The sequence below is a fragment of the Flavobacterium sp. LK-23 genome (genome assembly GCF_058135255.1).
Window position 1 is genome coordinate 103411 of sequence record NZ_JBYUVT010000008.1, and the last position, 25547, is coordinate 128957.

A 25547-nucleotide genomic window follows, 5' to 3' on the forward strand; every position below is an offset into this window, starting at 1 on the left:
TTTCCAAGCTTTGTCTATAATTTTTTTCACGCAGATTTTACTGATTTTGCCAGATCTATGCAGATTAAAATTTAAAAAATCTGCTTAAATCTTTTTTAAATCTGCGTGAAAATTTACTCCTACAGATTTCGCAGATTTTATTTTAATCCTTTTAATCTGTGTAATCTGTGGCTAACAAAATAGATACAATTATAAAAAAATAATTCGTGAATTCGTGGCTATTCTTCGGTCGAGTCGTGGCTATCTTTTTTATTTAACATTCTCTTTTTCTTTAAAAAATCTGTTATCTCTACCTTTGCGGTTCTATATAAAATTGCACAATGAGAAAATCCACAACTCACTTTTTATCTTTTACATTTTTACTTCTTACTACTTTTTTACAAGCCCAAAATAGCAAAGACAATTATGTTGTTTTAATTTCGATGGATGGCTTTCGTTGGGATTATGGCAAAATGTATAATCTTCCGAATCTGAAACAAATTGAAAAAGAAGGCGTTCATGCCAAATCAATGAAACCTTCTTACCCAAGTAAAACTTTTCCAAATCATTATTCGATTGTAACGGGACTTTACCCAGATCATCACGGAATCATCAATAATGTTTTTTATGATGTTTCTTTGAATCAATCTTTCTCATTATCTAGTAATGCTAAAAACGATTCGAGATTTTATGGCGGAAATCCGATTTGGAATTTAGCCGAACAGCAAGGTGTAAAAACCGCTTCTTTCTTTTGGCCAGGTTCTGATATTGACAAAAGAAATCCGAGTTATTTCAAGAACTACGATGGTAAAGTTCCATACGGCGCTAGAATCGATACGGTTATGAAATGGTTACAGCTTCCAGAAAAGCAACGTCCGCATTTGGTTACTTTATATTTTGACGAACCCGATCATACGGGCCATAATTTTGGTCCGCTTTCGCCAAAAACCGAAAAAACAGTAATCAAAATGGATTCGATTATGGGCGAAATATCGAGAAGATTAGATCAATTGCCTATTGGGAAACAAATCAATTTAATTATCGTTTCAGACCACGGAATGGCCACTATCAGTAACGATAAAAAAGTAGCGGTTTTAGATTATTTAAAACCAGAATGGCTAGGATATAAGGATGTTGTCAATCCAATTATGAGTTTGCAGGCAAAACCAGGCTATCAGGATTCTATTGCCAATGCTTTGAAAAAAGTGCCACATATTAAATTTTGGAAATCGACAGAAGTTCCGAAGAGACTACATTACGGAACAAATCCACGTGTGCATGATTTCGTTATAGAAGCCGATAAAGGTTGGAGTTTAGTAAGCAAAGAAAGCACACATATAAATGGCGGAACGCATGGTTATGACAATGAAGAAAAAGACATGCATGCTATTTTTTATGCAAAAGGCCCTGCTTTTAAAGTTGACAAAACAGTAAAAACATTTCAGAATGTTTCGGTTTATCCTTTAATTGCTCATATTTTAGGTCTGCAAATTGGCGAAATTGACGGGAAGTTAAGTGATGTAAAATCGATGCTTCGCTAATAAGAGAATGAGGCAATTAGAAAATTTGATAATGAACTGATTGTCACCCTGAGCGAAGTCGAAGGGCGCTCCAATTAGCACGTGGGCTTCGACTTCGCTCAGCCTGACAAAAACACAATCGCTGTAAAAAAATTAAACTTTATAAGAGAAAGGCTTTAGCCAAACGACAAAGTTTGCCTAAAGCCTTTCTTCTATTCTAAATACTTGCCTCCAGCAAAAGCTGGAGGCAATTCAAAAAAACAAATTCGCACAGTATATATCTGTAGAGATGCACCGCAGTGCGTCTAGGTTTCGTATATCCATCATTGTGGTTACGTTGCGTGAGACGCACTGCAGTGCGTCTCTACAGACATACATGATGCTAAATCATTTTCTAATTGACAAATTATCAAATTGACACATTATCAAATTGGCCCATTAAAAACCAGTCGAAACCGAAACCGATTTCCATCCTTCTAATTCTTTCTGAACACTTGCTATTTTTTGATTTGCCATATTAAAAGCATCTTCACCTAAAAATAAATGCAAAGGCGGATTTTGGTCCTGACTTACTTTAATTAAAGCTTCCGCCAATTTAACTGGATCACCCGGCTGATTTTCATTGATATCATCTTTATGAGCACTTTCAGATTTTCTCACTTCTTTATACTCGGCAATTGGATTTTCTGGCACTAAAAGCGAGCTGTCTTTTAAGAAATCGGTTCTAAAATAACCTGGATAGACAATTGTAGCATGAACTCCAAAAGGCTTAATTTCTGCCGCTAAAGATTCAGTTAGACCTGCAACCGCAAACTTAGTCGAGCAGTAAATTCCCCAACCCGGAAATTCTCCATAATATCCTCCAACAGAAGAAATATTAAAAATATGCCCCGATTGATTGGCACGAAGAATAGGCATTGCATTTCTAATTACATTTAATAATCCGAAAACATTTACTTCGTAGTTTTTTCTAGCTTCTGCATCTGTTAATTCTTCTAAAGCTCCTAACAATCCGTAACCAGCATTGTTGACTAAAACATCGATTGTTTTAAAATGGTTTACGGCTCTATCAATTGCTGTTTTTACACTTTTTTCGTCCACTAAATCCATCTCAAGAGGAAGAAAATTCTCTGATGCTTTTCCTAATGCTGCACTTAAAGAAGCTTCATTTCTTGACGTTGCAGCCACTTTAAAACCCTCTGCTAATAATTTTTTAGCTAACTCTAATCCAAGTCCTTTTGAAGCACCTGTAATAAACCAAACTTTGTTATTTCCCATGACTTTAAAATTTTTACGTTTATAATTACAGGACAAAAGTATTGGCAAAGTGCTTCTTAAAAATTAAAGCAATCAAGTGAGAAGTTGCAAAAATCAATCAATTTCTGCTAATCGATAATTTTTAGGAGAAACCTGGACATTTTTTTTGAAGAAATTAATAAAATGAGACAATTCTTCAAAACCTAAACACCAAGCAATTTCATTAATATTCCAATTGGTTTGTTTTAAAAGAATCATGGCTTCCTGAACAATTCTTTCCGAAATGATTTGAGAAGTTGTTTTTCCTGTTGTTTCTTTTAACGCTTTATTTAAATGATTCACATGTACATTTAACTGATTGGCATATTCCGAAGGCGAACGAAAATTAATTTGCTGTGAAATGGATTCGACAGGAAATTGCCTTTCTAATAATTCTAAAAACAAAGAAGAAACGCGAATTGTAGCATTCGATTTACTATATAATGAAGCAGTTACGGTTTGTGTTTTTAATGCTAAATGAATAATTTCAAAAACCAGATTTCGAAGCACATCATATTTAAAAGCATAATCAGAATTGATTTCTTCGAACATTTTTAAATAAACTGTTTTTAGAGATTCTGCTAATGCTGCAGAAACAGGAACAACAGGATTCCCGCCTGGCTGAAATAATGGATATTCTTTTAAATTTCCAAACTGACTAAAAAATGCATCTGTAAAAATACAGAAAAAGCCCGTTTGATTTTCATCAATATGCTCCCAACTATACGGAATTTGCGGATTTGCAAAGAATAATGCCTGATCTTCAATCGCTACAACCTTATCTGCATAATGCACTTTGTTTTTACCAATGATTAAACTTATCTTATAAAAGTCTTTTCTGGTATAAGGCAATGGATTACAAGTACTTCCAACATAATCATCCAATTTAAAAACATTAAAATGACCGATTTCCTTTTTAAGATTCTCGGGCATTCCTTTTATTTTTACTGTATAAAAGTCTTCTAGTGTTTCTGTCAGTTTCATTTGGCAAAGTTACGAAAATCAAATTGTTCTAATTAGATAATTTGAGAATGTGTCAATTTGATAATTAGAAAATTTCATGATCAACTGATTGTCACCCTGAGCGAAGTCGAAGGGCGTTCCAACTAGCGCGCGGGCTTCGACTTCGCTCAGCCTGACAAAAACAGCAAACCCGACAGGTTTTAAAACCTGTCGGGTTTGCTGTTTATATATATTGTGTAGACGCACTGCAGTGCGTCTCTACAGATACACGTTTCCAAAATCATTATCTAATTATCAAATTGACACATTATCTAATTAAAAATTTGTTCCAACAGAGACTCTTTGCTTTCCATCATCAAAATAAAACATCATTATTATGTGGGTTAGTCTTAGAGTATATTACATTAACTTCCTGTCCCTCATAAATTTGATTAAGCTCATAAGACAAAATTTTTTTGTCTGCAATTATTCTTTCGCCTTCAAGGGTATTAAACTCAACTCCAATTCTAATATCTGTAATGCGTCCACTTATTGTTTTTTTTGTTACGGCATATGCCATTACAGTCCCTACAACTTCTACCTTATTCTTTTTTAACATATCTTCGGCAACATTCTCAAATACCGAATTAACAATAAAATACATAATAAGAACTGGAAATGCCATCAAAAAAAGGAGAATATCAAATTTTAAATTAATACCACCACTTTTTCGAAGTTTATCTTTGCTCCAACTACCAAAATAAGCAAAAGAAAGAATGCCGAAAAGACATATAAGAATTGAACCTAATAAAGAATAAAATATTGAAGGTGACTCAATTTTAACAGGTAAAAAAAACAAAAAATAATAAAAGCTAGATACAAAAAGTAGAATAAATAATATAAAGAAAATTTTGTATTTCTTACTATTTGTTTGTACTTGTTCTTCTTCTAGAATAGCGTTTGCCTCCTGAAGAATATCATCCACTTCATCTTCAACAGCACCTTCTTCCAATAAAGAATTTCTTATTTCAAAATCATTATAATCTGCTTTAATATATTCTACTGCTTTGAGTACTAATTTTTTCTCCATAACTTATATATCTCAAATTTTTAATTATCTCGACAATACCTTATATGTCGGATCTTCAATAACATTAACATTTATAACAGCATCTGCATTTTTGAGTAATTGTCTGCAGTCTGGGCTTAAATGCTGCAACTCTACTGTTTTATTGAGCTGATTGTATTTTTTTGTCAGATTATTTAAAGCTTCTATTGCCGACATATCAGAAACACGACTTTCTTTAAAATCTATTATAATATGATCAGGATCGTTCTGAATATCAAATTTTTCTAAAAAAGCAGCAGTTGAGCCAAAGAATAATGGGCCGTAAATTTCGTAATGTTTTACTCCCTTTTCATCTATATAATTTCTTGCACGAATTCTTTTGGCACTTTCCCAAGCAAAAACCAAAGCCGAAATAATTACGCCAATTAAAACCGCCAAAGCCAGATTATGCAATACAATCGTGATTAAAGCTACTAGAATTCCAACAAAAATATCATGTCTAGGCATTTTATTGATAATCTTAAAACTTGCCCATTCAAAAGTCGTAATCGCAACCATCATCATGACTCCAACTAAGGCCGCCATGGGCAGTTTTCCAATTACGGGTGCTCCAAAAAGTATGATAATCAAAATGGTCAGAGAAGCAATAATTCCCGAAAGTCGAGCTCTAGAACCAGCTCCAAGATTTACCAATGTTTGTGCAATCATTGGGCATCCCCCCATTCCGTAAAAAAAGCCGTTTAAGATGTTCGAGCTTCCTTGCGCAATACATTCTCTATTGCTGTTTCCTCTTGTTCCTGTAATTTCGTCAACTAAATTCAGCGTAAGCAAACCTTCTGTTAAACCTACAGCCGCAACTATTACCGAATACGGAAATATCACTTTAAAAGTCTCAAAAGAAAATGGAATATTCGGAATATGAAACGGAGGAAATCCGCCCTGAACCGAAGCAATATCTTCTACCGTTTTGGTTTCAATATTAAAAACAATGACCAAAGCAAAAACGACCATAATAGCTACTAAAGATGCCGGAACCGCTTTTGTAATCTTCGGAAAAATCAAAACAATTGCAATGGTCAAAGCGACCAAACCTAACATAATGTAAAGCGGAGTTCCCTGAAGCCAAGAAACCTGACCGTTCACCATGGTTTTAAACTGTTCTAGCTGCGACATGAAAATCACAACCGCCAAACCGTTTACAAAACCAAACATAACGGGCTGCGGCACTAATCGAATAAATTTTCCAAGTTTAAAAAGTCCGATACAAATTTGAACCACACCGCCCAATGCTACCGCGGCAAAAACATATTCAATTCCGTGCGATTTCATTAAGGCAATCAAAACAATTACCGTTGCCCCAGCTCCGCCTGAAATCATTCCGGGTCTTCCTCCAAAAATAGCCGTAACCAATCCCGCAATAAAAGCAGCATACAACCCAACTAATGGCGGAAATCCAGCTAAAATAGCAAACGACAGCGATTCTGGAATCATAGTCATGGCTACAGTTAAGCCCGCTAAAATTTCGTTTTTATAATTGACTTTCTGGCTAAAATCAAAGAGTTGGAATGTTTTTTTCATGGCGCAAAATTAAAAAAATAATACGCAAAAAAGAACAAACCTTTTATAGCATAAAAAGTGGCTCAAAAACCCTTATAAGGAATAAACAGCTAAATCAGGATAGCTGTTCGAGAAGAAAAAGAAAAAGAGAAAGTATAAAACCTATCATTTCAGTATTATTTTTGGAATTAAAATATTACACAAAATACTTACAAAAAAAGCAAATACGATAGCGTATTTACCCCTGATTTAAAATCTAAAATTATTCCAATCGCACGCAAGTATAACCTAAACCGCTTACTTGATTCATTACAGTATTACACTGCAAATCAAAGCCTTCAACTCTCAATATTTTATCACAATCTTCCAAATCAAAATTGATTTTATAATTTGGAAACCGATTTTTCATCACTGCAAGTATGTAATCTCCGTCAGATTTTTTCTCAACATTGGTTTTAAAAATTTCCACTATCATTTCTTCTTGTTTTAATTCTTCTAACTTGTACATTTTACTTTCTATTAAAAAGGTTGTAGGAAGCTCCAAATCTTAAATAGCCTTGTGTATCTTCTTTCTGATCGTAAACATATCGGTTCGTTCGCTCTCCTCTTTCTGTAAGTCGCGCGCTTACCACATTATTAAAACCGCCTTTTACAAATGCAATCAGTTTGGGAGTAAAACTATATTCATAAGTAATTCCAGATCTTAACTCTAGCTGGTTCAATTCGTAAACCCCTTTTAAAGTTGGAGTATCTAAGTTCAAATAAAAACTTTCTGTATTCAATTCTGTTCCTAACGAAATTCTTCCATTTTCCAACAATTCTCTTCTAAACAAAATACGCTGAGGCAAAATAAAGTCCATATCCCATTTTGATTGTTTGAATTTATGGTTTATAGAAAAAAGCGGCGTAACAGGTACAATCGATGATGGATCGAGCAATACTAAAGCCCCAGCGGTAATGGTGGTCGAAGGTGTTCTTTTAAGCACTAAAACTGCCGATGCAAAACCTTTTAAACGCTGCAGTTTTTCTTCGTCGCCGTCAATAGTCGCCGTTGCATTGTAAATAACTGGTTTCTTAAAAAGTGTCGACATATAAGTTGCTGTCAGTGCTCCTGCCCAAAAATGAAATTCCTGATTCTCCTTCGTATACGTTTGATTGGTTTGATAATTATAAACATCTCCAAATCCAAAATTTTCATATTTATAGCGAAGCGAAGTTGTTAAAACTAACTTTTTAGATTTTGAAGCGTAAAACGGAAGATTGAAAGCGGCTTTGAAACGATTGTGCTCCTCGATTCTCCCTCTTTCAAATTTATTTCCCAATAATTTTGAATCGTAATTTGATGGCCCTAAAACTTCATATTGCACATCAAAAGTTCGTGTGTTCGGAAATTTATCAACCACGGCTTTTGCAAAGGTTTTGACACCTGGCTCTTTTTCCTGAGCCATGATTGGAAAAGTGGAAAAAACAAACACAAGCGACATGATTTTAGATTTCATACAATTAGGATAAATTATTTTGGGGTATAAATAAAACTTGGATCCAAAAGTAATTGACATGTCTCTCTTTTTATAGCAATTTTATACCAGTGGCGTATGATTTATACGAATGGCGTTGGTATAAATTATCGCTTTCAAATGATTATAAACTATACGATTATAGTATTTTTGCCGTTATGACAATCGCAAAAATCTATCAAAACTTCTTTCTACGAAATCTTCTCGTAAACACACTTGTTTACTTAGTCATTCTCGCTTGTGTTTACGACGAAATAAAACTCGACGGGCACAGCTGGTCTTATATACTCAGCAAAATTGCAGTGGGCTATTTTCCGTGTATTGTCTGGATCACCATTTTCAACATCTGCATTATCAAACCTTTTCTGTTTCATAAAAAGTTTAAAATCTTCTTTACGCTTCTTGCCGTTTATTGGACTTGCTTCTACTTTTTTATGAATTGGTTTTTCCCACTTGTCGGATTAGGAAACTTCAAGACGCTACAGATTTTATCGCTTATTATAAACGGTTCTTTCTTTTACTTCCTGCATATTGTTATTAGCAAAAAAATGAGTCAGGCCGACAAAGATATCATGAATTTTAAGTCTGAACTTTCGTTTTTAAAACAGCAGCTCAATCCGCATTTTTTATTGAATGCAATGAATAATCTTTATGGAGAAGCCCTTGCAGAACCCGACAAAGTTCCAGATCGAATTCTAAATCTTTCAGACATGCTACGCTACCAAATTGAAGCTTCTAAAAAGGATTTTGTTTCTATGGAAGAAGAAATCGCCTTTATTAAAAAATACATCGAATATTATACGTTTAGAAACGAAAGACTGGCCGTAAAACAGAACATTGAAGGTCTGCACGGTCAAATTGAGATTCCGCCTTTGTTTTTTCTGCCTTTGGTTGAAAACGCTGTCAAGTTTTCTGCCGAAACAGTAGAACCGTTTATTAATCTGGATTTGAAAGTACAATGCCGAGGCGTTATTTTTACCTTAAAAAACAATTATCTCGATTCGGGTTCGCGACTTTCGAGCACAGGAATCGGAATTGAAAATCTAAAAAGACGTTTGGAAGTTTATGGCTTAAAACACAATTTAAGCTGTAAAAAAGATAAAAATATATTTACCGTAAAATTGACCATATGGCACTTACCTACCGCTGTCTGATAATTGATGACGAATCGCCGGCACATAAGGCCTTGATTTCGCACATCTCGAAGTTTGACGAACTGGAACATTCTGGAAGCGCTTTTAACGGTATGGAAGCCATAAAACTGCTCAACGAAAACCAATACGAGATTATTTTTCTCGACATTAATATGCCTGTAATTTCGGGTGTCGAATTAATGGAACTACAGCCTAAGCGCCCAATTACGATTGTAACAACGGCTTATTCTGACTTTGCGCTTTCGGCTTACCAAAACGATGCGATAGATTATTTAATGAAACCCATTTCGTTTGATAAATTCTCAAAGGCAATAGAAAAAGCCAAAACGTATCATTCTGGAAATAATCTTAAAAAAGAAAACAGCACCAACGAAAAAGTACTTTCTTACCGCCAGAACGGACAAGTAATTGAAACGCCTCTTTCTGACATTTTATACATAGAAAGTCTAGGCAATTACATGAAATTGTACAACTGTAAATTAAAATCTCCGATTGTCATTTACGGTTCGCTTGCGAGTATAAGTGCTGAAATTGATTGTGCGCATTTTGTACAAGTTCACAGATCTTATATTGTAAATACAACCAAAATTTCTGCTGTTACAACCAAAAATCTTACAATGTCTAATGGTGATATTATTCCTGTGGGAAGGAAGTATCAGATTTTGTTAAATAATTTGTCAATGAAATAATTTGAAAGTTTAACTTTTTGATTTCTTATTTTATTTTTCAAATATGTATGTAGTAAAAAACTTATATTTACAAAATAAAAATTTAAAAGAAATGAGAGAAGAAGAATATGCAACTTCAGAAGAATATGTTCTAACAGCACATGAACATATAGATAAAAAAAATTACACAGAAGCTAGAAAATATCTTTTGAAAGCTCACCAACTTTTTCCAGATAATATTGACACTCTTGATTCTTTACTTTATATTGAAGAGTTGAGAAATCTTGAACTAAAAAGCTTTGAGGAGAAAAACTTTGAAGAAGAGATTATATTAAGATACAAAATTATAGAACTTACAGAAAGTCAACAAATATTCACAGGCTACATGAGTAATGATATTCAACCTTATTTAACTTTGGGAAATATACTTGGAATTTCAAAAAGATATAAAGAGGCAATAGAAATTTCAAAAAAAGCATTAGCTCTTGTTGGAGATGACAATTTAAATTTAAAAGCAAGTCTCTACTGTAGATTATCTATTGAAAATTTTGATCTGGGTGATTATGAAGAATCGCTGATGTATGCCGATAAATCACTTAAAATTGATTCTGACAATCAAAATCTTAAAGAATTAAAAGTTAATATTTCTAAACTTCGAAATTCAAAATAATCGAAATATTAAAGAAACAAAAAATAGACTTTTTTTGTTTATAATCGTTTCTCGAAAACCCGATAGCGCGGATTTGCAATCCGTGCCCGTATAGTTTGGAAAATTGTGTTTACAAGTAGTTGTGTCTAATAGTTGCGGACACGGATTGCAAATCCGCGCTATCTTTGCGTATAAACATCAAAATAAAAAACATGAATTGGATAATTCAAAAATCAGATAAATTAGAATTCCATACTAACCTAAAAGAAATATTAAAACCAATTTTATTCGAAATACAAGAATATAATTGGGTAATTAGTGATTTAGATTTTATATCTGATAAGGAACTTCCTATAAATTATGAGAAAGAATTTGTTATTTTAACAAGTCAGGAATTTAATGAAATTCTAAATTCTCAAACGCAATTTATTTGGGGCGTAATATCTGGTTTTCCAAAAGATAACGAAATAGTAATTGATGAAAACAATTTACCTTACGCAGAAGGAAATGATCTAATATGGAAAAATGGAAATTTTCAAATTCCTAATTCTACAATCGAAATTTCGGCAATTGACAGCTCTTACACTATAATTAAATTTAAAGATGAAAATCTTTCTAAGATTTTTACAAATTACTTTAATGAAGCAATCGAATTAGAAAAATTTAATTCATAGAGGCTACTTTTAATCTTTCCTTTTGAAATAAGCAATAGCTTCTATAGCACCTGTCGAGCAAGCGTATTGTGTGAACGCAAAGTTTTTTAATTTCAAGAAATCTCTTACTTTAAAAAAACCTAAATATTTTGCTCTCCTTATTTATTATTTCTAAACAACGTAGCAAGTGCCCCAGTTGACCATAAAGCCAGAAAAATTAAAACGGGTTGAAAAAACAATCGTATTAATCGCGCCTGATCTGTGTCGAGTCCAAAGGCAGAAGTTCCGTTTAGGTATTGCGCTATATTTCCTGGAAAAACTAAAACGTAAAATAGGGCCAGCGCTATTCCGACTTTCACTTTGTATTGGGTTAAAAAAACCATTGCCAAACCTAAAGCAATTTCGACAATTCCAGAAAGTATAACTATCAAATCTTTGTCCATAGGAACCCAGTTGGGAACCTGTGCCTGAAAATCTGTTCTCTGAAAAGTAAAATGTCCGATAGCAGCTGTTATCATAAACAATCCCAAAAATATTCGAATAAAATTTTGAAGCTTTGAAGTTTTTATATGTTCCATATCTAATTATTATTTTTTTAAATGAACTTTCTATCAAATTTACAAGAAATAAAGTGAGATTTTTTCTATATTTTTAATGTTGTTTTTGTTTAATAACCATATCCTCTTATTTTAATTGAAAACAAAAAATGATTTCTATCGTTTTTGTCATCGCCTAATATTGTTACCAAAACTATTTTTTCCCTGCCTCTAATCCTCTCTCAAAATATACAAATTTGCAATTTTGTTAATTCTTTTCTTAAAAAAAGTATAGATTAAAGTAACTTTTCCTACTTAATTCTTTAAATTCGCCGCAAACCAACCCCTAAGCTATTTAATAACCAATGTCCATTTTTAATCTTTTTAAAAGATCTACTGTAAAATGTCCAAGATGCCTTGGAAAAAGATTTGTTGATTGGGATGATATCCGCCGTTTAAACCGACAATTGAAATGGGTTCCCGCACCATGCGCCTATTGCGATGCCACAGGAAGAGTCCCAAAAGAAATGCTTTCAAAAGTTTCTGTCGATTGTATGTATCTCACAATCGATTTACCAGAATCTGTAATCGAAAAAATAAAAGAAAGCGATCCTGAAACAGTCGAAAAAGGAAAGTTACGCGAACTTTTTGTAGATCATCTTATACAATATTCAGAACATCATTACCTTACAGAAAATCTTGATGCCGAAAGCATTGCCAATTTGTATTTAAAATTCGAGGCAGAAAAAGCTCCTTTTGCTGTAACCAAAGAAGAATTAATAAAATACATTCAAGGCGTAATCGAACTAAAGAAAACGGTGTTACAATAACATTTGCGGCTCAGTTACTCAAAATCTACAACCGTTTACAAAAACAGGTAAAAACACCTATAGCCACCATTTTATTTAGTGGTAATATTGCGGTAAATAATTTTTAGTTTCTAAAAAAGCTTCTAGAGAGCTTCTTAATTTTTTGTCACTTTTTTTTTGGAACAGAAAGTGGAATTTCAAATCGCTGGTACCGATTGGAAATTTCACTTTTTTTTTGTTTTTAACTGTGATGTTTTTTTTACCGCAAAGAGCGCAAAGAATTACGCAAAGTTCACAAAGTTTTTCTCTCGCAGATTTAGCAGATCTAAGAGATTTTGTTTTATCTGCTTAATCTGCAAAATCTGCGGGAAAACTATGTTGCTATAAAGCTTTGCGAACTTTGCGGTTTTACTAAGTCTCTAATTAAAAATTCTTAGCGCTCTTTGCGGTAAAAAAAACATCACGCATAAAGCCTAAAATCAAATTTCAGGCTGTATTTTTGCGTTCTGTAAATGCCACGAAATTAAAGTCCAAATGACTAGAGAACATTATATTCCATTCAACAAAGAATTCTTACTGGAACAGCAAATCGCAGCTTTTGCCGAAAATCCAGAAAAGGTTAGCGATTTTAAGAAATTGTTCGAAATTATCGAGCATTATTATCATTACGAATCTTTTAATCTTAATCGAAATCTAAAACAGCATTACGCGCTTTACGATCCCGATTTAAGCGAAAAAGAACGTGAACAATTTATCAATAAAAGCAATTTTCCTGTTTTTAAGGAAACACTTCTTAAAGTTTTAGAGCGTGGCAATTACTACAGAATCAATCAGACCGCATTAGACGAAGCCTTTAATGAATCTGATTTGGTGGGTCTGAATCTTGCCATCGATTTTAATGCTTTTAAAGATTTTGAGCTCTACGCGCGTGGGCATCATAAAGCAAAAGAAAAAGTCAAAAAATATTTTTTCTGGACCAAAGAAGTGGAGATTGAATATTACGATCGTGTTCTTATTTACCTCAATTACAGTGATGCAGATTACCTCAAAGAAAAGAAAGTCAAATTGGGCAAAATGCCAATCGATCCAGGTTCTATTGCATTAAAGATCTTTAAACGTGTTCCTAAGAATGATCTCGAAACGGTTTTCCCTAATGCCATTCCGAAAATGTCTTTGAAGGATAAATTATTGCTTTGGGTTCCGGGTGTTTTTGGTGGACTTTCTCTATTAAGCGCCAAAGTGATTCCTGCTTTGATTAATATGTACGAAGCTTATCAAACGGGCGAAACAATTGATCTCTTAAACAGTAAAACGTCCTTAAATCAAGGCTTAATTGCACTTGGAATTTTAGGAGCGTATTGTTTCCGTCAATACAACAATTTTATAAACAAAAAAATCCGATATTCTAAAACACTTTCAGACAGTTTGTATTTTAAGAATGTTGGTAACAATAGCGGCGCATTTTATTCTTTATTAAATTCTTCTGAAGAAGAAGCTTTGAAAGAAACGATTCTTGCCTATACTTTTTTGCACGAAAGTGAAAAATCTTTAACCGCCGAAGAGCTAGACGATCAAATAGAATCTTGGTTTAAAACCAAACTAAATACCGATTTGGATTTTGATGTAAACGATGCTTTAGCAAAACTAAAAAGCACTGGTTTAGGAATAGAAACTAACGGAAAATGGAATGTCATTCGACTCAATGAAGCACTTGTTGCCATTGATGAATTATGGGATAATGTTTTTCAGTATAACCAGAAAGTTGATTCTTTAAAAAATTAAAAATGTATACCTACACATGTTCTTGCTGCGGAGAGGTTTTTGATGAAATGCCTTTGTGTTTTGGAAATGAATTTCCTGCTTATTATTTTTCCATTCCACCCGAAGAAAGAGAAAAAAGAATTGAATTCGGAGGAAGCTGGTGTTACATCGATGAAGAACATTTTTTTCATCGTGGCAGATTAACCATTCCTATTCTAGATTATCATGAAGATTTGGTTTTTAATGTTTGGACAACGATAAGTGAAGATAATTTCTGTGTGCGAATGGACTTATGGGAAGATCCAAATCGAGTAAATCAAGAGCCTTATTTTGGTTGGATGCAAACCAATGTGCCTACTTATGGCAAAACTATTTCGCTTAAAACAATTGCAATCGAACAAGGTTTAGGCTTAATTCCCGAAATAAAAATGATTGAAGAAAATCATCCTTTGACGCTAGATCAAGAAAACGGAATTACACTAGAGAAAGCCATTTCAATTGTCGATGAAATAATGAAAATAGAGCACGGTAAAACCTAAAAGAAATTTCATTAGATTTACGCATCTAACCTTAAAACCACAAAAATGAGAACATTAGATCAATGGTTTGCAGAATATGCCGTAAGTCATCAGAACCCAAAAAACAAAGCGATACATTATATTTGTGTCCCTGCTATTTACTTTTCGATCGTTGGTTTACTTATGAGTATTCCGAGTACGATAATCTCCAATACCTTACAATTAAATGCACCTATTATTGAAAATTGGGCATTTCTGGTTTTGCTTTTTGTTCTCATTTTTTACATCAGGTTATCGATTGCAATGGCGGCTAAAATTGCCATTTTTTCTATGCTTTGCCTAGTTGTCAATTATTACATCTCGCAATTGGTGCCGTTATGGATCTTCTCGATTGGTGTCTTTGCTTTGGCATGGATTGGACAATTTTATGGGCATAATATCGAAGGCAAAAAACCTTCATTCCTTAAAGATCTTCAGTTTTTATTGATTGGTCCAGCTTGGGTGGTAGAGAATTTATTTTCGAAGAAATAAAAGCAGAATGAAAGCTGCAAAAACAAGTAGAACGGCCCAATATATGGCCTTCTTTAGAGCATTGGAAACGAAACGCAATGAGAACGAAAGATTGTTTTCTGATCCTTATGCCATACATTTTATAGACTTTAAACTGAGACTTGCAGTACGTCTGTCTCAATTTCCTTTTTTTAGAAAATACATCAATGGCATCATAAACAAAAAGATTCCAGGAGCTCTTTCTTCTGGAATTGCAAGAACAAAATATATTGATAGTCTACTGGAAAATTCGATCTCCGAAGGCGTAAAACAAGTCATTATTTTAGGTGCCGGATTTGACACCAGAGCAGTTCGCCTTGATTCTCTAAAATCGATTCCCGTAATAGAAATCGACCATCCGAATACTTCAAATTTTAAGGCTGAAATCTATAAGAAACGTATCGGTAAAATTCCAGAAAATGTGACTTTTCTTCAAATTGATTTTAACAAAGAAGATCTAAATCAGCTGGCATTAAAACACAATCTTGACTTTTCAAAACCTACCACGATAATCTGGGAAGGTGTTACCAATTATTTAACCGAAGAAGCGGTAAAAAGTACTTTTTCGTTTATTTCAAAATTTGCCCACAACAGTCAAATTATTTTCACTTACGTACATAAAGATATTCTTCAAAATCCTGATGCTTTTTTAGGAGGAGAAAAATTGTTAGAAGATCTTAAAAATATAGAAGAACACTGGACTTTTGGTTTACTCCCTAAAGAAGTGCCTAGCTTTTTAAATCTTTTTGGAATCAAACTTTTAGAAGATTTGGGAGCCGATGAATACCGCGAAAGATTTCTCCCCGATCGCTCTGAAAAAGGTTACGAATTTTATCGGACTGCAATTGGCATAAAAGAACCCCATTTTTCTTCTACGATCTAACTTCTTTTTGATTGTTCTGAAATTATTATATGTTTTTTATGCTAATATTTTCTTAATAAAAATCGTACAAAGGCAACATTGTATAATTTAGCATTCGTTAAAATTTAAGAAATCATCAATCAAAAAACCAAAAACAAATGAAAAAAACTATTCTTTTACTCCTCTTTGCAATCTTTAACTCTGCTTTTTCTCAAAGTGGAAAAATCTATTTAAAAAACAATAAATTCAATGTAGGCAAACCCAATACCTATATGTACGAACCACCGCAAGGTCTTGTTATAGAAGACAATGCTAAAGCAAATGTTTTGTACGCTATTTCAGATGATTTTTCTAATGATTTAGTTTCTTTAAAAAAGGATGGAAAACGTTATGAATTCACCACAAAAGTTTCCGATTCGGCTAGAGTGCTTATGGTAACTATAAATGATCTGCACAAAATCGCTGACAGCAATAAAGACCAAGGTTATTCGGTATTGCTAAAAACACAAAATGATATTGAATTAGGAAAATCTCTGATGAACCAAATTTTCATGAGAAATTATGGGAATCATTTTTTAAACCTAAAATTAGATACCAAAAAAGAAAATGTTATTGACGCTTATGACGCTTTATTTGCAAAATATCCAAAACTAAGAGAAGACAAAGATGCTGTAAATTATTTGTATTTAAAGAAGTCTCTTAATGCCGAAGAAGGCCAAAAAGATCTCAATGCTTTCGCATCAAAATGCATTGAAAAAAACACCGAAGAGTATTTAACTCTTGCTTACAATATTTCTCAAGGCAGCAGTAAACCTGAAGAAACTGAAAAACTTGGAAAAGAAATTTCGGCTAGGTATCCTACAGGTAAACTTGAAAAAATGTTTTTTATGCGAAGCTTCTACGATCAACCCAATAAAACGGAGGCTTCGATTATGGAAAGCATGAAGACTTACAACGCCAAGTTTAAAGATATTTCAGCAGAATCTTCGAGAACTTTTTATCGCGCTTTACTAACGGTATATTTGGAGAATGGACAATATGAAAAAGCAATTGCATTAGAACCATATTTAAAAAACGCTAGTGATTTGTACAACGACTTTGCTTGGGGGAAATCGGGAGGAGACCTTACTACGCCAGTAAAAGATCTTAATTTTGTTGTAAAAGTATCTGAGAGAGCAATGTATTTGCTTGAACAGAGAAATAAAGAAAGCTATTATCCTGCATATAAAGAGTCATTTAATATGTTTGCAGACACTTATGCACTTTTGCTTTACAAACAAGGCAAATATGAAGAGGCGTTTAAATATCAAAGTGCCGTAAAAGAGAATAACGGTTTGGATTCTGGTGGAAAAGACCGCTATTTGACCATGATGGATAAGGTAAAAAGCAAAGACGAAGTAAAAGCTTATATTGACGACGAAATTAGTAAAGGCAATACATCATCAGTATTTCTTGCTAAACTAAAAGAGATTTATATCGAGAAGAAATTGCCTCTTGCAGAATTTAATGCCATTGAGCAAAAAACAGATGCAAAAGCAAAAGAAAACAAAAGCAAAGATCTAATTGAAAGATTTGGAAGTACGAATGCAATTGATTTTACCTTAAAAAATCTAGACGGAAAAGAAACAAAACTTTCTGATTATAAAGGTAAAGTGGTGGTTCTTGATTTTTGGGCAACTTGGTGCGGACCATGTAAAGCTTCTTTTCCGAAGATGCAGAATTTAGTAACTAAATACAAAGGAAAAGATGTTGCCTTTTTGTTTGTAAACACTTAGGAAAATGGTAAAGAAGAAGATATATTTAAAAAAGTTTCTGCTTATATCACTGATAAAAAATTTGACTTCAACGTTGTTTTTGATTCAAAGACAGAAGTAGTTACCAGTTACAAAGTAAACGGCATCCCAACGCGAGTTGTTATTGACAAAAACGGAACTATTCTGGCTTACGATTATTCAAATACCGATATCGCAGCAGTTATTGATGAACAATTAAAATAGGTATTCTCTTATTTTTAAAATAAAATGTACATTTGATATACCAAAACTAATTTTATGATACAGTTAATTTGGGCGATAGTAAACATTGCCACAGTATTAGGGCTTGTCATTTTTTGTACAAAAACGGCTTCAGAAATTCGCAACAAAGTTAGCCTTTCAGCTGCGATTCTTTTTTCTTTTTTTGCTTTATCTTTTATCGCAAGGCCAAGCAAAGAGGAAAAAGATAAAAAATTTGAATTTGAAAATAGGGAAACCAAAACGCAGTCTTTACATCACAATAACTATTTTTCAAATATTGTTCTTGAAGAAGATCTCCTTTCAAAAATCGAATTGTATGCTAACTCCGATGGCGAAAATGCTACTTCAGCAATGATTCAAAGAATTGGATTTGTTTGTGGTACAACATGGTCTACACAGTACATTATTATAAATAAAACAGAAAAGAAAAACGCCTTTCAATATGAGGTTGGAGGAACTAGAAAATGGATACTTCTTGGTATAGAAGTATACTCAGAGTCAAAAGACTTTAAAGGCTCAGGCGAGTTTAAGTCTTTGTAATTTTCTTTAATCTAATTCATTTCTAAAAAAAATAAAGGGCAAAGAAGAATTTTATCTTTTTGTCCTTTTTTATTTAAAAAACACTACAAAAAATTCAACCTATAAAATGAAAAATTTCATTATCGCTATTACTTTTTTAATTTTACTTTCTTCTTGCAAACAAACAACTAATAAAAGCGTTTCTGGCAAAGCAGAAATAAAAAAAGAGAGTGTTAAAGTTGAAGATGGTGCCAAAACAGCACAATCAGATTCTAACTTATTAGAACAGTTTTCTAAAAACAAAAATGAAGTGGTTCTCCAATTAAAATCATTGCCCAATAGAGAAGCTGCCAATGCATTGTATGAAAAATATTTTGAAGCAAATGGCACTTTATTGCAAGAGATCGCCGCAAAAGAATCTGGAGTATTGGATAAGTTTTATAATGAAGACGAAGCCGACAAAAAAGCGGTTAAACTTTTGGGAGAAAGACTTTCTAAACATGAATTGGAGTATTCTGAAATTGGAGAAGGATATGTTGAAATAGATCCGCTTCATGATTTCTATTATAAGATCTTCAAAGATTATGTAACGAATGACTATAAAGATTATCTGTACTTAAAGAGTGAAGAAAATAAGTCGCTCTATTCTGCAGATGCAGGACTTGTAATCTCTTTTAAAGATTTGGGCGACCGAATCATTTCGTGGGAAAATTTTATGGCCAAATACCCGAATTCAAAATTAATTCCATCTGTAAAAGAGCAATACAAAAGTTATCAAATGGATTATCTGGTGGGTCAAGACAATACGCCAACAGCCGAAAGGTCTTCAGACGAAAAATATATTTATCCGGAAAACATTCAGGAGTTTAATCGTTTCTTGAAAAAATATCCGAAAAGCCCAACGATTCCTCTAATCAATTTGTTTCTAGAAAACTTTAAGAGTGAGACTATTTTTGATATTTTAAGTGCTGAACAAAGTAAACTGTAAATCTCAACTCAATGCTTAGAACATTAATTTTATTTAGTTTCATTTCGCTACAAACAGCAAATGCTAATGAATTATCTAATGAAGATGAAAGCGTCAATTTCAAAACACACAAATGTTCTATTAAAAGCGCAGTACTTAAATCAGACAGAATAGAGAAAGATCGGAAATTTATTTTTTGGAAACTACGTCATAAAAAAATCATTATAATTGATCGAGTAATTAACGAAAAAGGTCATGAAATTTTAAAAAAAAGATCTGTACATATTTGTTCAATGGATGCTTGCGACACCAAAAAGTTTCGCAGAATTAGAATTATTGAAAACGAAATATGGATTTTTCAATACAATAGAAATCCAGAAAAAGGAATAATAAAGCGCTACGACTTATGCGCAAAATATTTAAGTCAAAAGGAATGGGACGATGACAAGTCGTTTGAAGATTATTAATTAAAAACTTAAAACCATGGAAAATAAAAACCAACCTATTACATTTGTTTTTTGGGTCGTAGCCATCATTTTAGGCGTAACTTTATACAAGCAATTTGATCTTAAAAGCTTAAAATTTGAGAATCCTGCATTGGCAGTTATATATATTGTAGTTTTTGCGTTTTCGGTTTATTATATTATTAGAAATTCTAAGAAAAAATAATACAACAAACCAAAGCTGAAACATAGCCAAATCAAATTGAAGTAATTAATTTTAGCTATTATGAGAAAGATAATTGTTTTATCGATGATTTCATTAGACGGCGTAATGCAAGCTCCAGGCGGGCCAAAAGAAGATACATCTGAAGGTTTTAAATTTGGAGGTTGGACAGTTCCATACGGTGACGAAGCTTACAATAAAGCGGTTCAAAACGAACTGCAACCGGCAGATTATCTTTTGGGTAGGAAAACATTCGAAATTTGGGAAAATTATTGGCCCGACCATTCCGAATTTTGGCCAGGAATTAATAATGGAAATAAATATGTTTTGTCTAAAAGCAGACAAAAATCGGATTGGAAAAATTCCGTTTTTATTGAAAGTCTTGATGCTATCAAAAAACTGAAAAATTCTGAAGGAAAAGACATTCAAGTTTGGGGCAGCAGCAAACTGATTCATTTATTATTGCAAAATGATCTGGTTGATGAACTTCGCTTAAAAATTCATCCTTTGTTACTTGGAAAAGGAAAAAAACTTTTTGATGATAATGCAAATCCAAAGGGATTTTCCTTAATAGAAAGTACGGTGACTACAACTGGAGTAATTTTAGCCAATTATATCCGAAATGGGGAAGTAAAAACTGGGAATGCAATAATTTAGAACATATATATGAAGAAAAATATCTTAACATTCATTTTAATCTTTTTCAGCTTAGTGATTCTCGCTCAAGATAAAGTAACAAATGAACTTAAAAACTTATCGGACACTCAGCAATTTGACAAAATAATTAGCCAATACACTTCTGAATACAAAGATTTTTCAGCAAAATCTCTCTATTATATTGGACTTGCTTACTACATGAAAGAAGATGATGCAAATTGCATTAAATTCATGGATTTATCTATAAATAAAGACAGCAAAGATCCTGTACCCGCTTATATAAAAGCTTCTACATTAAACTATATGGGTAAATACAATGAAGCTATAACTTATTTTCAAAATGCAATCAATTTAAATCCAAATGATGCAGAATCTTATAGCGGAATTGGTGATTCTTATTATCAAATCAAAGAATTCAATTTAGCGCTTGAAAATTATAAGAAAGCAACATTGCAAAAAGTATGTCCAAACAGACCTTATTTAATGTTAGCTCAAATCTATTACGAACAAAAAGAAAATGACAAAGCTCTAGAAGCCTATTATACAACAAAATCAAAAATATCAAAAGAATCTCATTCATACATAAATGTCTTATTTAACATTGGACTTTTAGAATCTTTAAAAGGAAATTACGAAAAAGCAGAGCCCGTTTTCATCGAACTCATTCAAGTAGATCCTACTGATTATCATTCTTATGCAAAACTTATTCAAATTTATTACTATAGAAAAGAATATGAAAAAGCAAAACCTTACAAAGACAAGCTATATGAAGCATATGCAAAAGGAGAATTAAAAGACAATTTAAAAGATATGTTTTGTTATGATCAATTTAAATGGAATGGCTATCAGGTAGAAGCATTTGAGCGCTACGAAAATAAAAACAAAGGAAATATTTATAATAAACATCTCTTCTATTTAATAGACAATTCAGGTCAAATTGTCTTGAGAGTACAAACGGAGTTTTCACCAATTTCTATTGAATTAGGCGGGACAAAATACCTCCTTTGCGCCAGTAAAGGGAACACACATTATAACTCAGGAATAGGGTTTAATGATGACTTAAATTATAGTGACTTAAAAACGGAGGCTATTAAACTCTTTGAAAAATATAATAAGTAAAATTATTTCATTTATTTTGAATATTCCCAAGTAGATATAAGGGAAATTATACAAATTAAAAAGCGCAAACCAATAAATATAAGGCTTGCGCTAGCGCTACAAATAAATTAGCAGCTATTTTATGAAAAGACAATATGGAATATATTTAGTTATTTTATTTTTTGCAATCAGTTGTAAAAAGAACTCTTTTAATAAAGTAGATACCGCAAAAGACTCAAATGTAAGAAGTACTGGCGATACAAATACTGCACCATCAAATAAGGAAAATAGATATATCAATAATATTAATGACATTTCAAAAGATTCTGTTATTGCCTGTAAGTATTTTACATTAATGTATTCCACAAATGGCGGAAAAAATTGGAAAGACATTAAGACATCATTAATGTTTAAAGACATTACTTTTACTGATAAAAAAGTTCTAGTGGGGATTGATAGTTGGGAAGGAATTCACGAGTCTGATTATTCTCGCATCCATATTTCAAAAGACTTTGGAAATTCATGGGAAACAATAACTTTTGATACTAAAAAGTTTTTCCCAATAAAAATAATTTCAAATCCAAAGGAGCAACTTTGTTTGCTTACAGATGAAAACAAAATTTACAAACTTCAAGGAGCAGACTATAAAAAAGATTGGGTATATGTAAAAACGATACCTGAAACCGAGTATACAAGAGATGTTGTTGATTATCCATATGGCGTAAATGGCGTCAGTGATAATTTGAAACTTTACAAGAAAAGTAAAAATAAAACTGACACATTAGCCTATTTAGATTTATGCAGTCAGGTTAGTGAAATTCTTCAAAAAGATAATGTTGTACATATTTCAGGAACTGGAACAGATCGGAAAACGGGTAAAGAATATGGGTATTACGGACAATTAATTCATGATAAAACATTGAAACAATATAAACTCCCTGGCTGGTTTACAAACATTAAAAGAACCAAATTTAATGTATATATAATGTTTGAAGATGGGTTGTTTATTGCAAAAGATGAAAAAATAAAACAGTTGTATTAACTCTAATAAAAAAGTAAGATAACTTTATTTAGTTCGCTTATTTTAGAATGGCTCTAACTTCATCAAATCAACTTTATGAGATTTACAATCGCTAATTTCACAAAACGAAACTTATACGAAAATCAAAAAAAATATTATTAAAAAAAGCCTATTTCATAAACGAAATAGGCTTTTTTACTTGTAATGACTCTGACGGTGTAGAATTCGAACCATTTGTTAGATATTTAAAAAATTTTAAATGAGGCTAATTTTGTAAGATTCGAGTGTAAATCTAAATCACTCCTAAGCAATGAATTAAAAAAGCTTATATTTGAAAAGAAGAAAATATTTGGATTTATCAGGTGTAGTCAATATATAATGTCGGACATACATATAAGTTAGCAACAAGCTTAAGCAAGATGAACATACCAAAAACAACAGATGATTTTCAAAAAGAATTTTATTTGTCTATTGACTTAATGGATAAACTAGGACATTTAAGAATCGAACAACTTATTGATAGATTGGATAAAGTTACGGATGAAATAATTGTAAGCGCCATAATTAAAATATTAGAAAACGTAAATAGACCAAATACTCAATATATCGACCAAAAATATGCTGGAATAATATTGAATAAGCTAAAACCAAAAACAGAAATTGACTTAAGTATTGTTTTGAAATCTACAATCGAAAATTGGAACAAAAGCGTTGAAGAATTCCCTTTTTGGCTAAAGGAAAATTACGGACTCGAATCACTCAAAAATACATTGACCGAATTTGATTCTCAAAAATTGAATGACATACAAACTGAAAAAATAAAAACAATGAAATGGTGGCTGAAAATATAAATCTTACTAAAAGCCATTACATAAAAGCTCTTTCAAGAAATTTGCGGATTTAGTGAAATTTTTATTTCTATTTTGGTTGACAGAAAATACCCAGTTTAATAACTAGTAAATCTCATATAGCCTTAGAACATTTCCGGCAATATCTCTCAACAGTAGGAAAAATCAATAACATAATGTAACAAATGATAAAATTAAAAATTATTACTCGTTTATTTATATATCTTACTTCAGCATTGATTTTATAGGCTTATACTGTTGATATAACGGAAAATCAAATGACCTCAAAACAAAAAAAACATAGGGTCTCAGACATTTCAGGAATTTATGAGTTTCAAACAAGTTGGCTTCAATCAACTGTTAATTTTAAATTCGATGGAACTTTTGAAATGAGTTATACAATAGGCAAAAAGCATACAACTTTTGGAACTTGGACTATTAAAAAAGATATATTAATTCTAAAAAACGATGACAATTTCCCTGCAAATAAAAAATGGCTGATTAGAAATGAAAAACTTTATCCAATTTTAAAATCATCAAAGGAATATGATATGAATTTTTTCTATGTAGCAAAAAAACAATCTACTGAAAAAGTAAATTGTTCATTTTTAAAAAATTGCAAACTAAGATATTCCGAAACAGATGATGATTCAACTTATATAATTATTAAAGACAATATATTTACGGAGTATCCAAATGGTGGTAAAAATTATATTAAATCAAACCTAGAATGGATAAATGAGTGTGAATACAATGCAATAGTAATCGAATTAGCAGCTAGCGAATTAAACTATAAAATAGGTGATAAAATGAACGTGAAAATTGATAGAATTGATAATAAAATTGTTTACTATACAGCGACTTTTGAAGGTGAAACAATAAAAGGAAAATTTAAAATCATTAATTGATTCAAAATACTCCTTGATGGGATTCGAACCAAAATTACTTGTAAACATTGGGCCTTTGTAAAAAGTAAAAAATAATTAAGAGATTTTTGAAACATAAAAAAGCCTGCAAAATATACACTTTGCAGGCTTTCAAAATTTCTAGTGACCCCGGAGGGGTTCGAACCCCCAACCCTCAGAGCCGAAATCTGATATTCTATCCAGTTGAACTACGAGGTCAGTTTATTTATTATTTTAGATTATAGATTTTAGATTGCAATCTAAAATCTACAGTCTAAAATCTAAAATTATTATTTACGAAAGTAATTTCTTTACAATTGTAGAAATGGTTTTTCCTTCAGCAGTTCCTCCTAATTGAGCAGATGCTAATCCCATTACTTTACCCATTGAAGCAATTCCAGAAGCTCCTGTTTCAGCAATAATTTTTGCTATTACAGCTTCTACTTCTTCTTCGCTTAATTGAGCTGGTAAAAACTTCTCGATTACAGCTACTTGAGCCAATTCTGGTTCTGCTAAATCTGGACGGTTTTGCTCTGTAAAGATTCTTGCGCTTTCTTTACGAGTTTTAACCAATCTCTGAAGTAATTTAATTTCTTCATCTTCAGATAAATCTTCTTTAGATCCAGAAGCTGTTGAAGCCAATAATAATTCTGATTTTACAGCTCTTAACGCTTCTAAAGCTACAGTATCTTTTGCTTTCATGGCCGTTTTGATTTCGTCCATGATTTGTGTTTGTAAACTCATGTTTATGTTTTATTTAAAATAAGCCAAAGCTTATTAATTGATATATTAATTTGACCCTTCGACTTCGC

The 25547-nt window shown here is 32.2% G+C and carries 28 protein-coding genes and 1 tRNA gene; 20 read left to right on the forward strand and 9 right to left on the reverse strand.

Annotation, left to right across the window (positions count from 1 at the left end; translation table 11 throughout):
• Positions 1-320 precede the first annotated feature (320 nt).
• The gene (locus tag AC3Y25_RS13750) at positions 321-1520 is read left to right on the forward strand and encodes an alkaline phosphatase family protein (protein WP_489903127.1); all 1200 of its coding nucleotides are present in this window, start codon (positions 321-323) and stop codon (positions 1518-1520) included.
• 417 nt (positions 1521-1937) lie between these two features.
• Here the strand turns inward: AC3Y25_RS13750 and AC3Y25_RS13755 are convergent, their stop codons facing one another.
• From AC3Y25_RS13755 to AC3Y25_RS13780, 6 genes are all read right to left on the reverse strand, one after another.
• On the reverse strand, positions 1938-2777 hold the full coding sequence (locus tag AC3Y25_RS13755; protein ID WP_489903128.1) for an oxidoreductase: 840 nt from the start codon (positions 2775-2777) through the stop codon (positions 1938-1940).
• Between the two features lie 93 nt (positions 2778-2870).
• Positions 2871-3779: a helix-turn-helix domain-containing protein gene (locus AC3Y25_RS13760; protein WP_320492846.1), complete on the reverse strand. Its 909-nt coding sequence runs from the start codon at positions 3777-3779 to the stop codon at positions 2871-2873.
• Between the two features lie 334 nt (positions 3780-4113).
• Positions 4114-4827, reverse strand: coding sequence for a hypothetical protein (locus tag AC3Y25_RS13765; RefSeq protein WP_489903129.1), 714 nt, complete (start codon positions 4825-4827; stop codon positions 4114-4116).
• A 24-nt stretch (positions 4828-4851) separates the two neighbouring features.
• Complete coding sequence (locus AC3Y25_RS13770) at positions 4852-6384, reverse strand: SulP family inorganic anion transporter (RefSeq protein ID WP_489903130.1); 1533 nt, start codon at positions 6382-6384, stop codon at positions 4852-4854.
• 241 nt (positions 6385-6625) lie between these two features.
• Positions 6626-6871, reverse strand: a complete 246-nt coding sequence (locus AC3Y25_RS13775) for a hypothetical protein (protein ID WP_489903131.1) — start codon at positions 6869-6871, stop codon at positions 6626-6628.
• Between the two features lies 1 nt (position 6872).
• Positions 6873-7862: a DUF6268 family outer membrane beta-barrel protein gene (locus AC3Y25_RS13780; RefSeq protein WP_489903132.1), complete on the reverse strand. Its 990-nt coding sequence runs from the start codon at positions 7860-7862 to the stop codon at positions 6873-6875.
• An 89-nt stretch (positions 7863-7951) separates the two neighbouring features.
• On the opposite strand from AC3Y25_RS13780, the gene AC3Y25_RS13785 reads away from it, so the two are divergent.
• The 4 genes from AC3Y25_RS13785 (at position 7952) to AC3Y25_RS13800 (ending at position 11025) form a co-directional block, all read left to right on the forward strand.
• Positions 7952-9034 carry a sensor histidine kinase gene (locus AC3Y25_RS13785; protein ID WP_489903133.1) on the forward strand — a complete coding sequence of 361 codons (1083 nt, stop codon included), beginning with the start codon at positions 7952-7954 and terminating at the stop codon, positions 9032-9034.
• Positions 9010-9723: a LytR/AlgR family response regulator transcription factor gene (locus tag AC3Y25_RS13790; protein WP_489903134.1), complete on the forward strand. Its 714-nt coding sequence runs from the start codon at positions 9010-9012 to the stop codon at positions 9721-9723. The genes AC3Y25_RS13785 and AC3Y25_RS13790 overlap by 25 nt, the downstream gene beginning before the upstream one ends.
• Positions 9724-9814: 91 nt before the next feature.
• Positions 9815-10372: a tetratricopeptide repeat protein gene (locus tag AC3Y25_RS13795; RefSeq protein WP_489903135.1), complete on the forward strand. Its 558-nt coding sequence runs from the start codon at positions 9815-9817 to the stop codon at positions 10370-10372.
• 191 nt (positions 10373-10563) lie between these two features.
• Positions 10564-11025 carry a hypothetical protein gene (locus tag AC3Y25_RS13800; protein ID WP_095928611.1) on the forward strand — a complete coding sequence of 154 codons (462 nt, stop codon included), beginning with the start codon at positions 10564-10566 and terminating at the stop codon, positions 11023-11025.
• Between the two features lie 137 nt (positions 11026-11162).
• Here AC3Y25_RS13800 and AC3Y25_RS13805 read toward each other — a convergent pair whose 3' ends face one another.
• Positions 11163-11582 (reverse strand): DoxX family protein, encoded by a 420-nt coding sequence (locus AC3Y25_RS13805; RefSeq protein ID WP_489903136.1) that lies wholly within the window; start codon positions 11580-11582, stop codon positions 11163-11165.
• 323 nt (positions 11583-11905) lie between these two features.
• Here AC3Y25_RS13805 and AC3Y25_RS13810 point away from each other — a divergent pair, with 323 nt between their 5' ends.
• From AC3Y25_RS13810 to AC3Y25_RS13880, 15 genes are all read left to right on the forward strand, one after another.
• A complete protein-coding gene (locus AC3Y25_RS13810; protein ID WP_489903137.1) occupies positions 11906-12370 on the forward strand; it encodes a hypothetical protein in 465 nt (154 codons plus the stop codon).
• Positions 12371-12883: 513 nt separating this feature from the next.
• Entirely contained in the window at positions 12884-14131 is a 1248-nt protein-coding gene (locus tag AC3Y25_RS13815; protein WP_489903138.1) for a TMEM143 family protein, read from the forward strand.
• A 2-nt stretch (positions 14132-14133) separates the two neighbouring features.
• The gene (locus AC3Y25_RS13820) at positions 14134-14649 is read left to right on the forward strand and encodes a DUF2199 domain-containing protein (protein ID WP_489903139.1); all 516 of its coding nucleotides are present in this window, start codon (positions 14134-14136) and stop codon (positions 14647-14649) included.
• Positions 14650-14694: 45 nt separating this feature from the next.
• Complete coding sequence (locus tag AC3Y25_RS13825) at positions 14695-15159, forward strand: Mpo1 family 2-hydroxy fatty acid dioxygenase (RefSeq protein ID WP_489903140.1); 465 nt, start codon at positions 14695-14697, stop codon at positions 15157-15159.
• Positions 15160-15166: 7 nt separating this feature from the next.
• Positions 15167-16060, forward strand: a complete 894-nt coding sequence (locus AC3Y25_RS13830) for a class I SAM-dependent methyltransferase (protein WP_489903141.1) — start codon at positions 15167-15169, stop codon at positions 16058-16060.
• 137 nt (positions 16061-16197) lie between these two features.
• Positions 16198-17814 (forward strand): TlpA disulfide reductase family protein, encoded by a 1617-nt coding sequence (locus tag AC3Y25_RS13835; RefSeq protein WP_489903142.1) that lies wholly within the window; start codon positions 16198-16200, stop codon positions 17812-17814.
• Positions 17815-18090: 276 nt separating this feature from the next.
• Positions 18091-18594: a hypothetical protein gene (locus tag AC3Y25_RS13840; RefSeq protein ID WP_489903143.1), complete on the forward strand. Its 504-nt coding sequence runs from the start codon at positions 18091-18093 to the stop codon at positions 18592-18594.
• Between the two features lie 106 nt (positions 18595-18700).
• On the forward strand, positions 18701-19561 hold the full coding sequence (locus tag AC3Y25_RS13845) for a hypothetical protein (RefSeq protein ID WP_489903144.1): 861 nt from the start codon (positions 18701-18703) through the stop codon (positions 19559-19561).
• An 11-nt stretch (positions 19562-19572) separates the two neighbouring features.
• Positions 19573-20007, forward strand: a complete 435-nt coding sequence (locus tag AC3Y25_RS13850) for a hypothetical protein (RefSeq protein WP_489903145.1) — start codon at positions 19573-19575, stop codon at positions 20005-20007.
• 16 nt (positions 20008-20023) lie between these two features.
• On the forward strand, positions 20024-20209 hold the full coding sequence (locus AC3Y25_RS13855; RefSeq protein ID WP_489903146.1) for a hypothetical protein: 186 nt from the start codon (positions 20024-20026) through the stop codon (positions 20207-20209).
• 60 nt (positions 20210-20269) lie between these two features.
• Positions 20270-20863, forward strand: coding sequence for a dihydrofolate reductase family protein (locus AC3Y25_RS13860; RefSeq protein WP_489903147.1), 594 nt, complete (start codon positions 20270-20272; stop codon positions 20861-20863).
• 9 nt (positions 20864-20872) lie between these two features.
• Positions 20873-21982 (forward strand): tetratricopeptide repeat protein, encoded by a 1110-nt coding sequence (locus AC3Y25_RS13865; protein ID WP_489903148.1) that lies wholly within the window; start codon positions 20873-20875, stop codon positions 21980-21982.
• A 121-nt stretch (positions 21983-22103) separates the two neighbouring features.
• Positions 22104-23003, forward strand: coding sequence for a WD40/YVTN/BNR-like repeat-containing protein (locus AC3Y25_RS13870; RefSeq protein ID WP_489903149.1), 900 nt, complete (start codon positions 22104-22106; stop codon positions 23001-23003).
• A gap of 398 nt (positions 23004-23401) precedes the next feature.
• Positions 23402-23833 (forward strand): hypothetical protein, encoded by a 432-nt coding sequence (locus tag AC3Y25_RS13875; protein ID WP_489903150.1) that lies wholly within the window; start codon positions 23402-23404, stop codon positions 23831-23833.
• A 275-nt stretch (positions 23834-24108) separates the two neighbouring features.
• Positions 24109-24738: a hypothetical protein gene (locus AC3Y25_RS13880; protein ID WP_489903151.1), complete on the forward strand. Its 630-nt coding sequence runs from the start codon at positions 24109-24111 to the stop codon at positions 24736-24738.
• Positions 24739-24880: 142 nt separating this feature from the next.
• On the opposite strand, the gene AC3Y25_RS13885 is transcribed toward AC3Y25_RS13880, so the two are convergent.
• Positions 24881-24954 (reverse strand) — tRNA-Arg (locus AC3Y25_RS13885).
• Between the two features lie 75 nt (positions 24955-25029).
• A complete protein-coding gene (locus AC3Y25_RS13890; RefSeq protein ID WP_198854339.1) occupies positions 25030-25479 on the reverse strand; it encodes a GatB/YqeY domain-containing protein in 450 nt (149 codons plus the stop codon).
• Between the last annotated feature and the right edge of the window lie 68 nt (positions 25480-25547).

Bases quoted from the DNA above. Each gene is read 5' to 3' on its own strand.
- AC3Y25_RS13875 (WP_489903150.1), top strand. From the start codon at position 23,402: ATGAACATACCAAAAACAACAGATGATTTTCAAAAAGAATTTTATTTG.
- AC3Y25_RS13825 (WP_489903140.1), top strand. From the start codon at position 14,695: ATGAGAACATTAGATCAATGGTTTGCAGAATATGCCGTAAGTCATCAG.
- AC3Y25_RS13820 (WP_489903139.1), top strand. From the start codon at position 14,134: ATGTATACCTACACATGTTCTTGCTGCGGAGAGGTTTTTGATGAAATG.
- AC3Y25_RS13850 (WP_489903145.1), top strand. From the start codon at position 19,573: ATGCTTAGAACATTAATTTTATTTAGTTTCATTTCGCTACAAACAGCA.
- AC3Y25_RS13750 (WP_489903127.1), top strand. From the start codon at position 321: ATGAGAAAATCCACAACTCACTTTTTATCTTTTACATTTTTACTTCTT.
- AC3Y25_RS13770 (WP_489903130.1), bottom strand. From the start codon at position 6,384: ATGAAAAAAACATTCCAACTCTTTGATTTTAGCCAGAAAGTCAATTAT.
- AC3Y25_RS13860 (WP_489903147.1), top strand. From the start codon at position 20,270: ATGAGAAAGATAATTGTTTTATCGATGATTTCATTAGACGGCGTAATG.
- AC3Y25_RS13810 (WP_489903137.1), top strand. From the start codon at position 11,906: ATGTCCATTTTTAATCTTTTTAAAAGATCTACTGTAAAATGTCCAAGA.
- AC3Y25_RS13765 (WP_489903129.1), bottom strand. From the start codon at position 4,827: ATGGAGAAAAAATTAGTACTCAAAGCAGTAGAATATATTAAAGCAGAT.
- AC3Y25_RS13790 (WP_489903134.1), top strand. From the start codon at position 9,010: ATGGCACTTACCTACCGCTGTCTGATAATTGATGACGAATCGCCGGCA.
- AC3Y25_RS13795 (WP_489903135.1), top strand. From the start codon at position 9,815: ATGAGAGAAGAAGAATATGCAACTTCAGAAGAATATGTTCTAACAGCA.
- AC3Y25_RS13815 (WP_489903138.1), top strand. From the start codon at position 12,884: ATGACTAGAGAACATTATATTCCATTCAACAAAGAATTCTTACTGGAA.
- AC3Y25_RS13845 (WP_489903144.1), top strand. From the start codon at position 18,701: ATGAAAAATTTCATTATCGCTATTACTTTTTTAATTTTACTTTCTTCT.
- AC3Y25_RS13870 (WP_489903149.1), top strand. From the start codon at position 22,104: ATGAAAAGACAATATGGAATATATTTAGTTATTTTATTTTTTGCAATC.
- AC3Y25_RS13835 (WP_489903142.1), top strand. From the start codon at position 16,198: ATGAAAAAAACTATTCTTTTACTCCTCTTTGCAATCTTTAACTCTGCT.
- AC3Y25_RS13800 (WP_095928611.1), top strand. From the start codon at position 10,564: ATGAATTGGATAATTCAAAAATCAGATAAATTAGAATTCCATACTAAC.
- AC3Y25_RS13805 (WP_489903136.1), bottom strand. From the start codon at position 11,582: ATGGAACATATAAAAACTTCAAAGCTTCAAAATTTTATTCGAATATTT.
- AC3Y25_RS13865 (WP_489903148.1), top strand. From the start codon at position 20,873: ATGAAGAAAAATATCTTAACATTCATTTTAATCTTTTTCAGCTTAGTG.
- AC3Y25_RS13755 (WP_489903128.1), bottom strand. From the start codon at position 2,777: ATGGGAAATAACAAAGTTTGGTTTATTACAGGTGCTTCAAAAGGACTT.
- AC3Y25_RS13830 (WP_489903141.1), top strand. From the start codon at position 15,167: ATGAAAGCTGCAAAAACAAGTAGAACGGCCCAATATATGGCCTTCTTT.
- AC3Y25_RS13855 (WP_489903146.1), top strand. From the start codon at position 20,024: ATGGAAAATAAAAACCAACCTATTACATTTGTTTTTTGGGTCGTAGCC.
- AC3Y25_RS13840 (WP_489903143.1), top strand. From the start codon at position 18,091: ATGATACAGTTAATTTGGGCGATAGTAAACATTGCCACAGTATTAGGG.
- AC3Y25_RS13775 (WP_489903131.1), bottom strand. From the start codon at position 6,871: ATGTACAAGTTAGAAGAATTAAAACAAGAAGAAATGATAGTGGAAATT.
- AC3Y25_RS13760 (WP_320492846.1), bottom strand. From the start codon at position 3,779: ATGAAACTGACAGAAACACTAGAAGACTTTTATACAGTAAAAATAAAA.
- AC3Y25_RS13780 (WP_489903132.1), bottom strand. From the start codon at position 7,862: ATGAAATCTAAAATCATGTCGCTTGTGTTTGTTTTTTCCACTTTTCCA.
- AC3Y25_RS13880 (WP_489903151.1), top strand. From the start codon at position 24,109: ATGACCTCAAAACAAAAAAAACATAGGGTCTCAGACATTTCAGGAATT.
- AC3Y25_RS13890 (WP_198854339.1), bottom strand. From the start codon at position 25,479: ATGAGTTTACAAACACAAATCATGGACGAAATCAAAACGGCCATGAAA.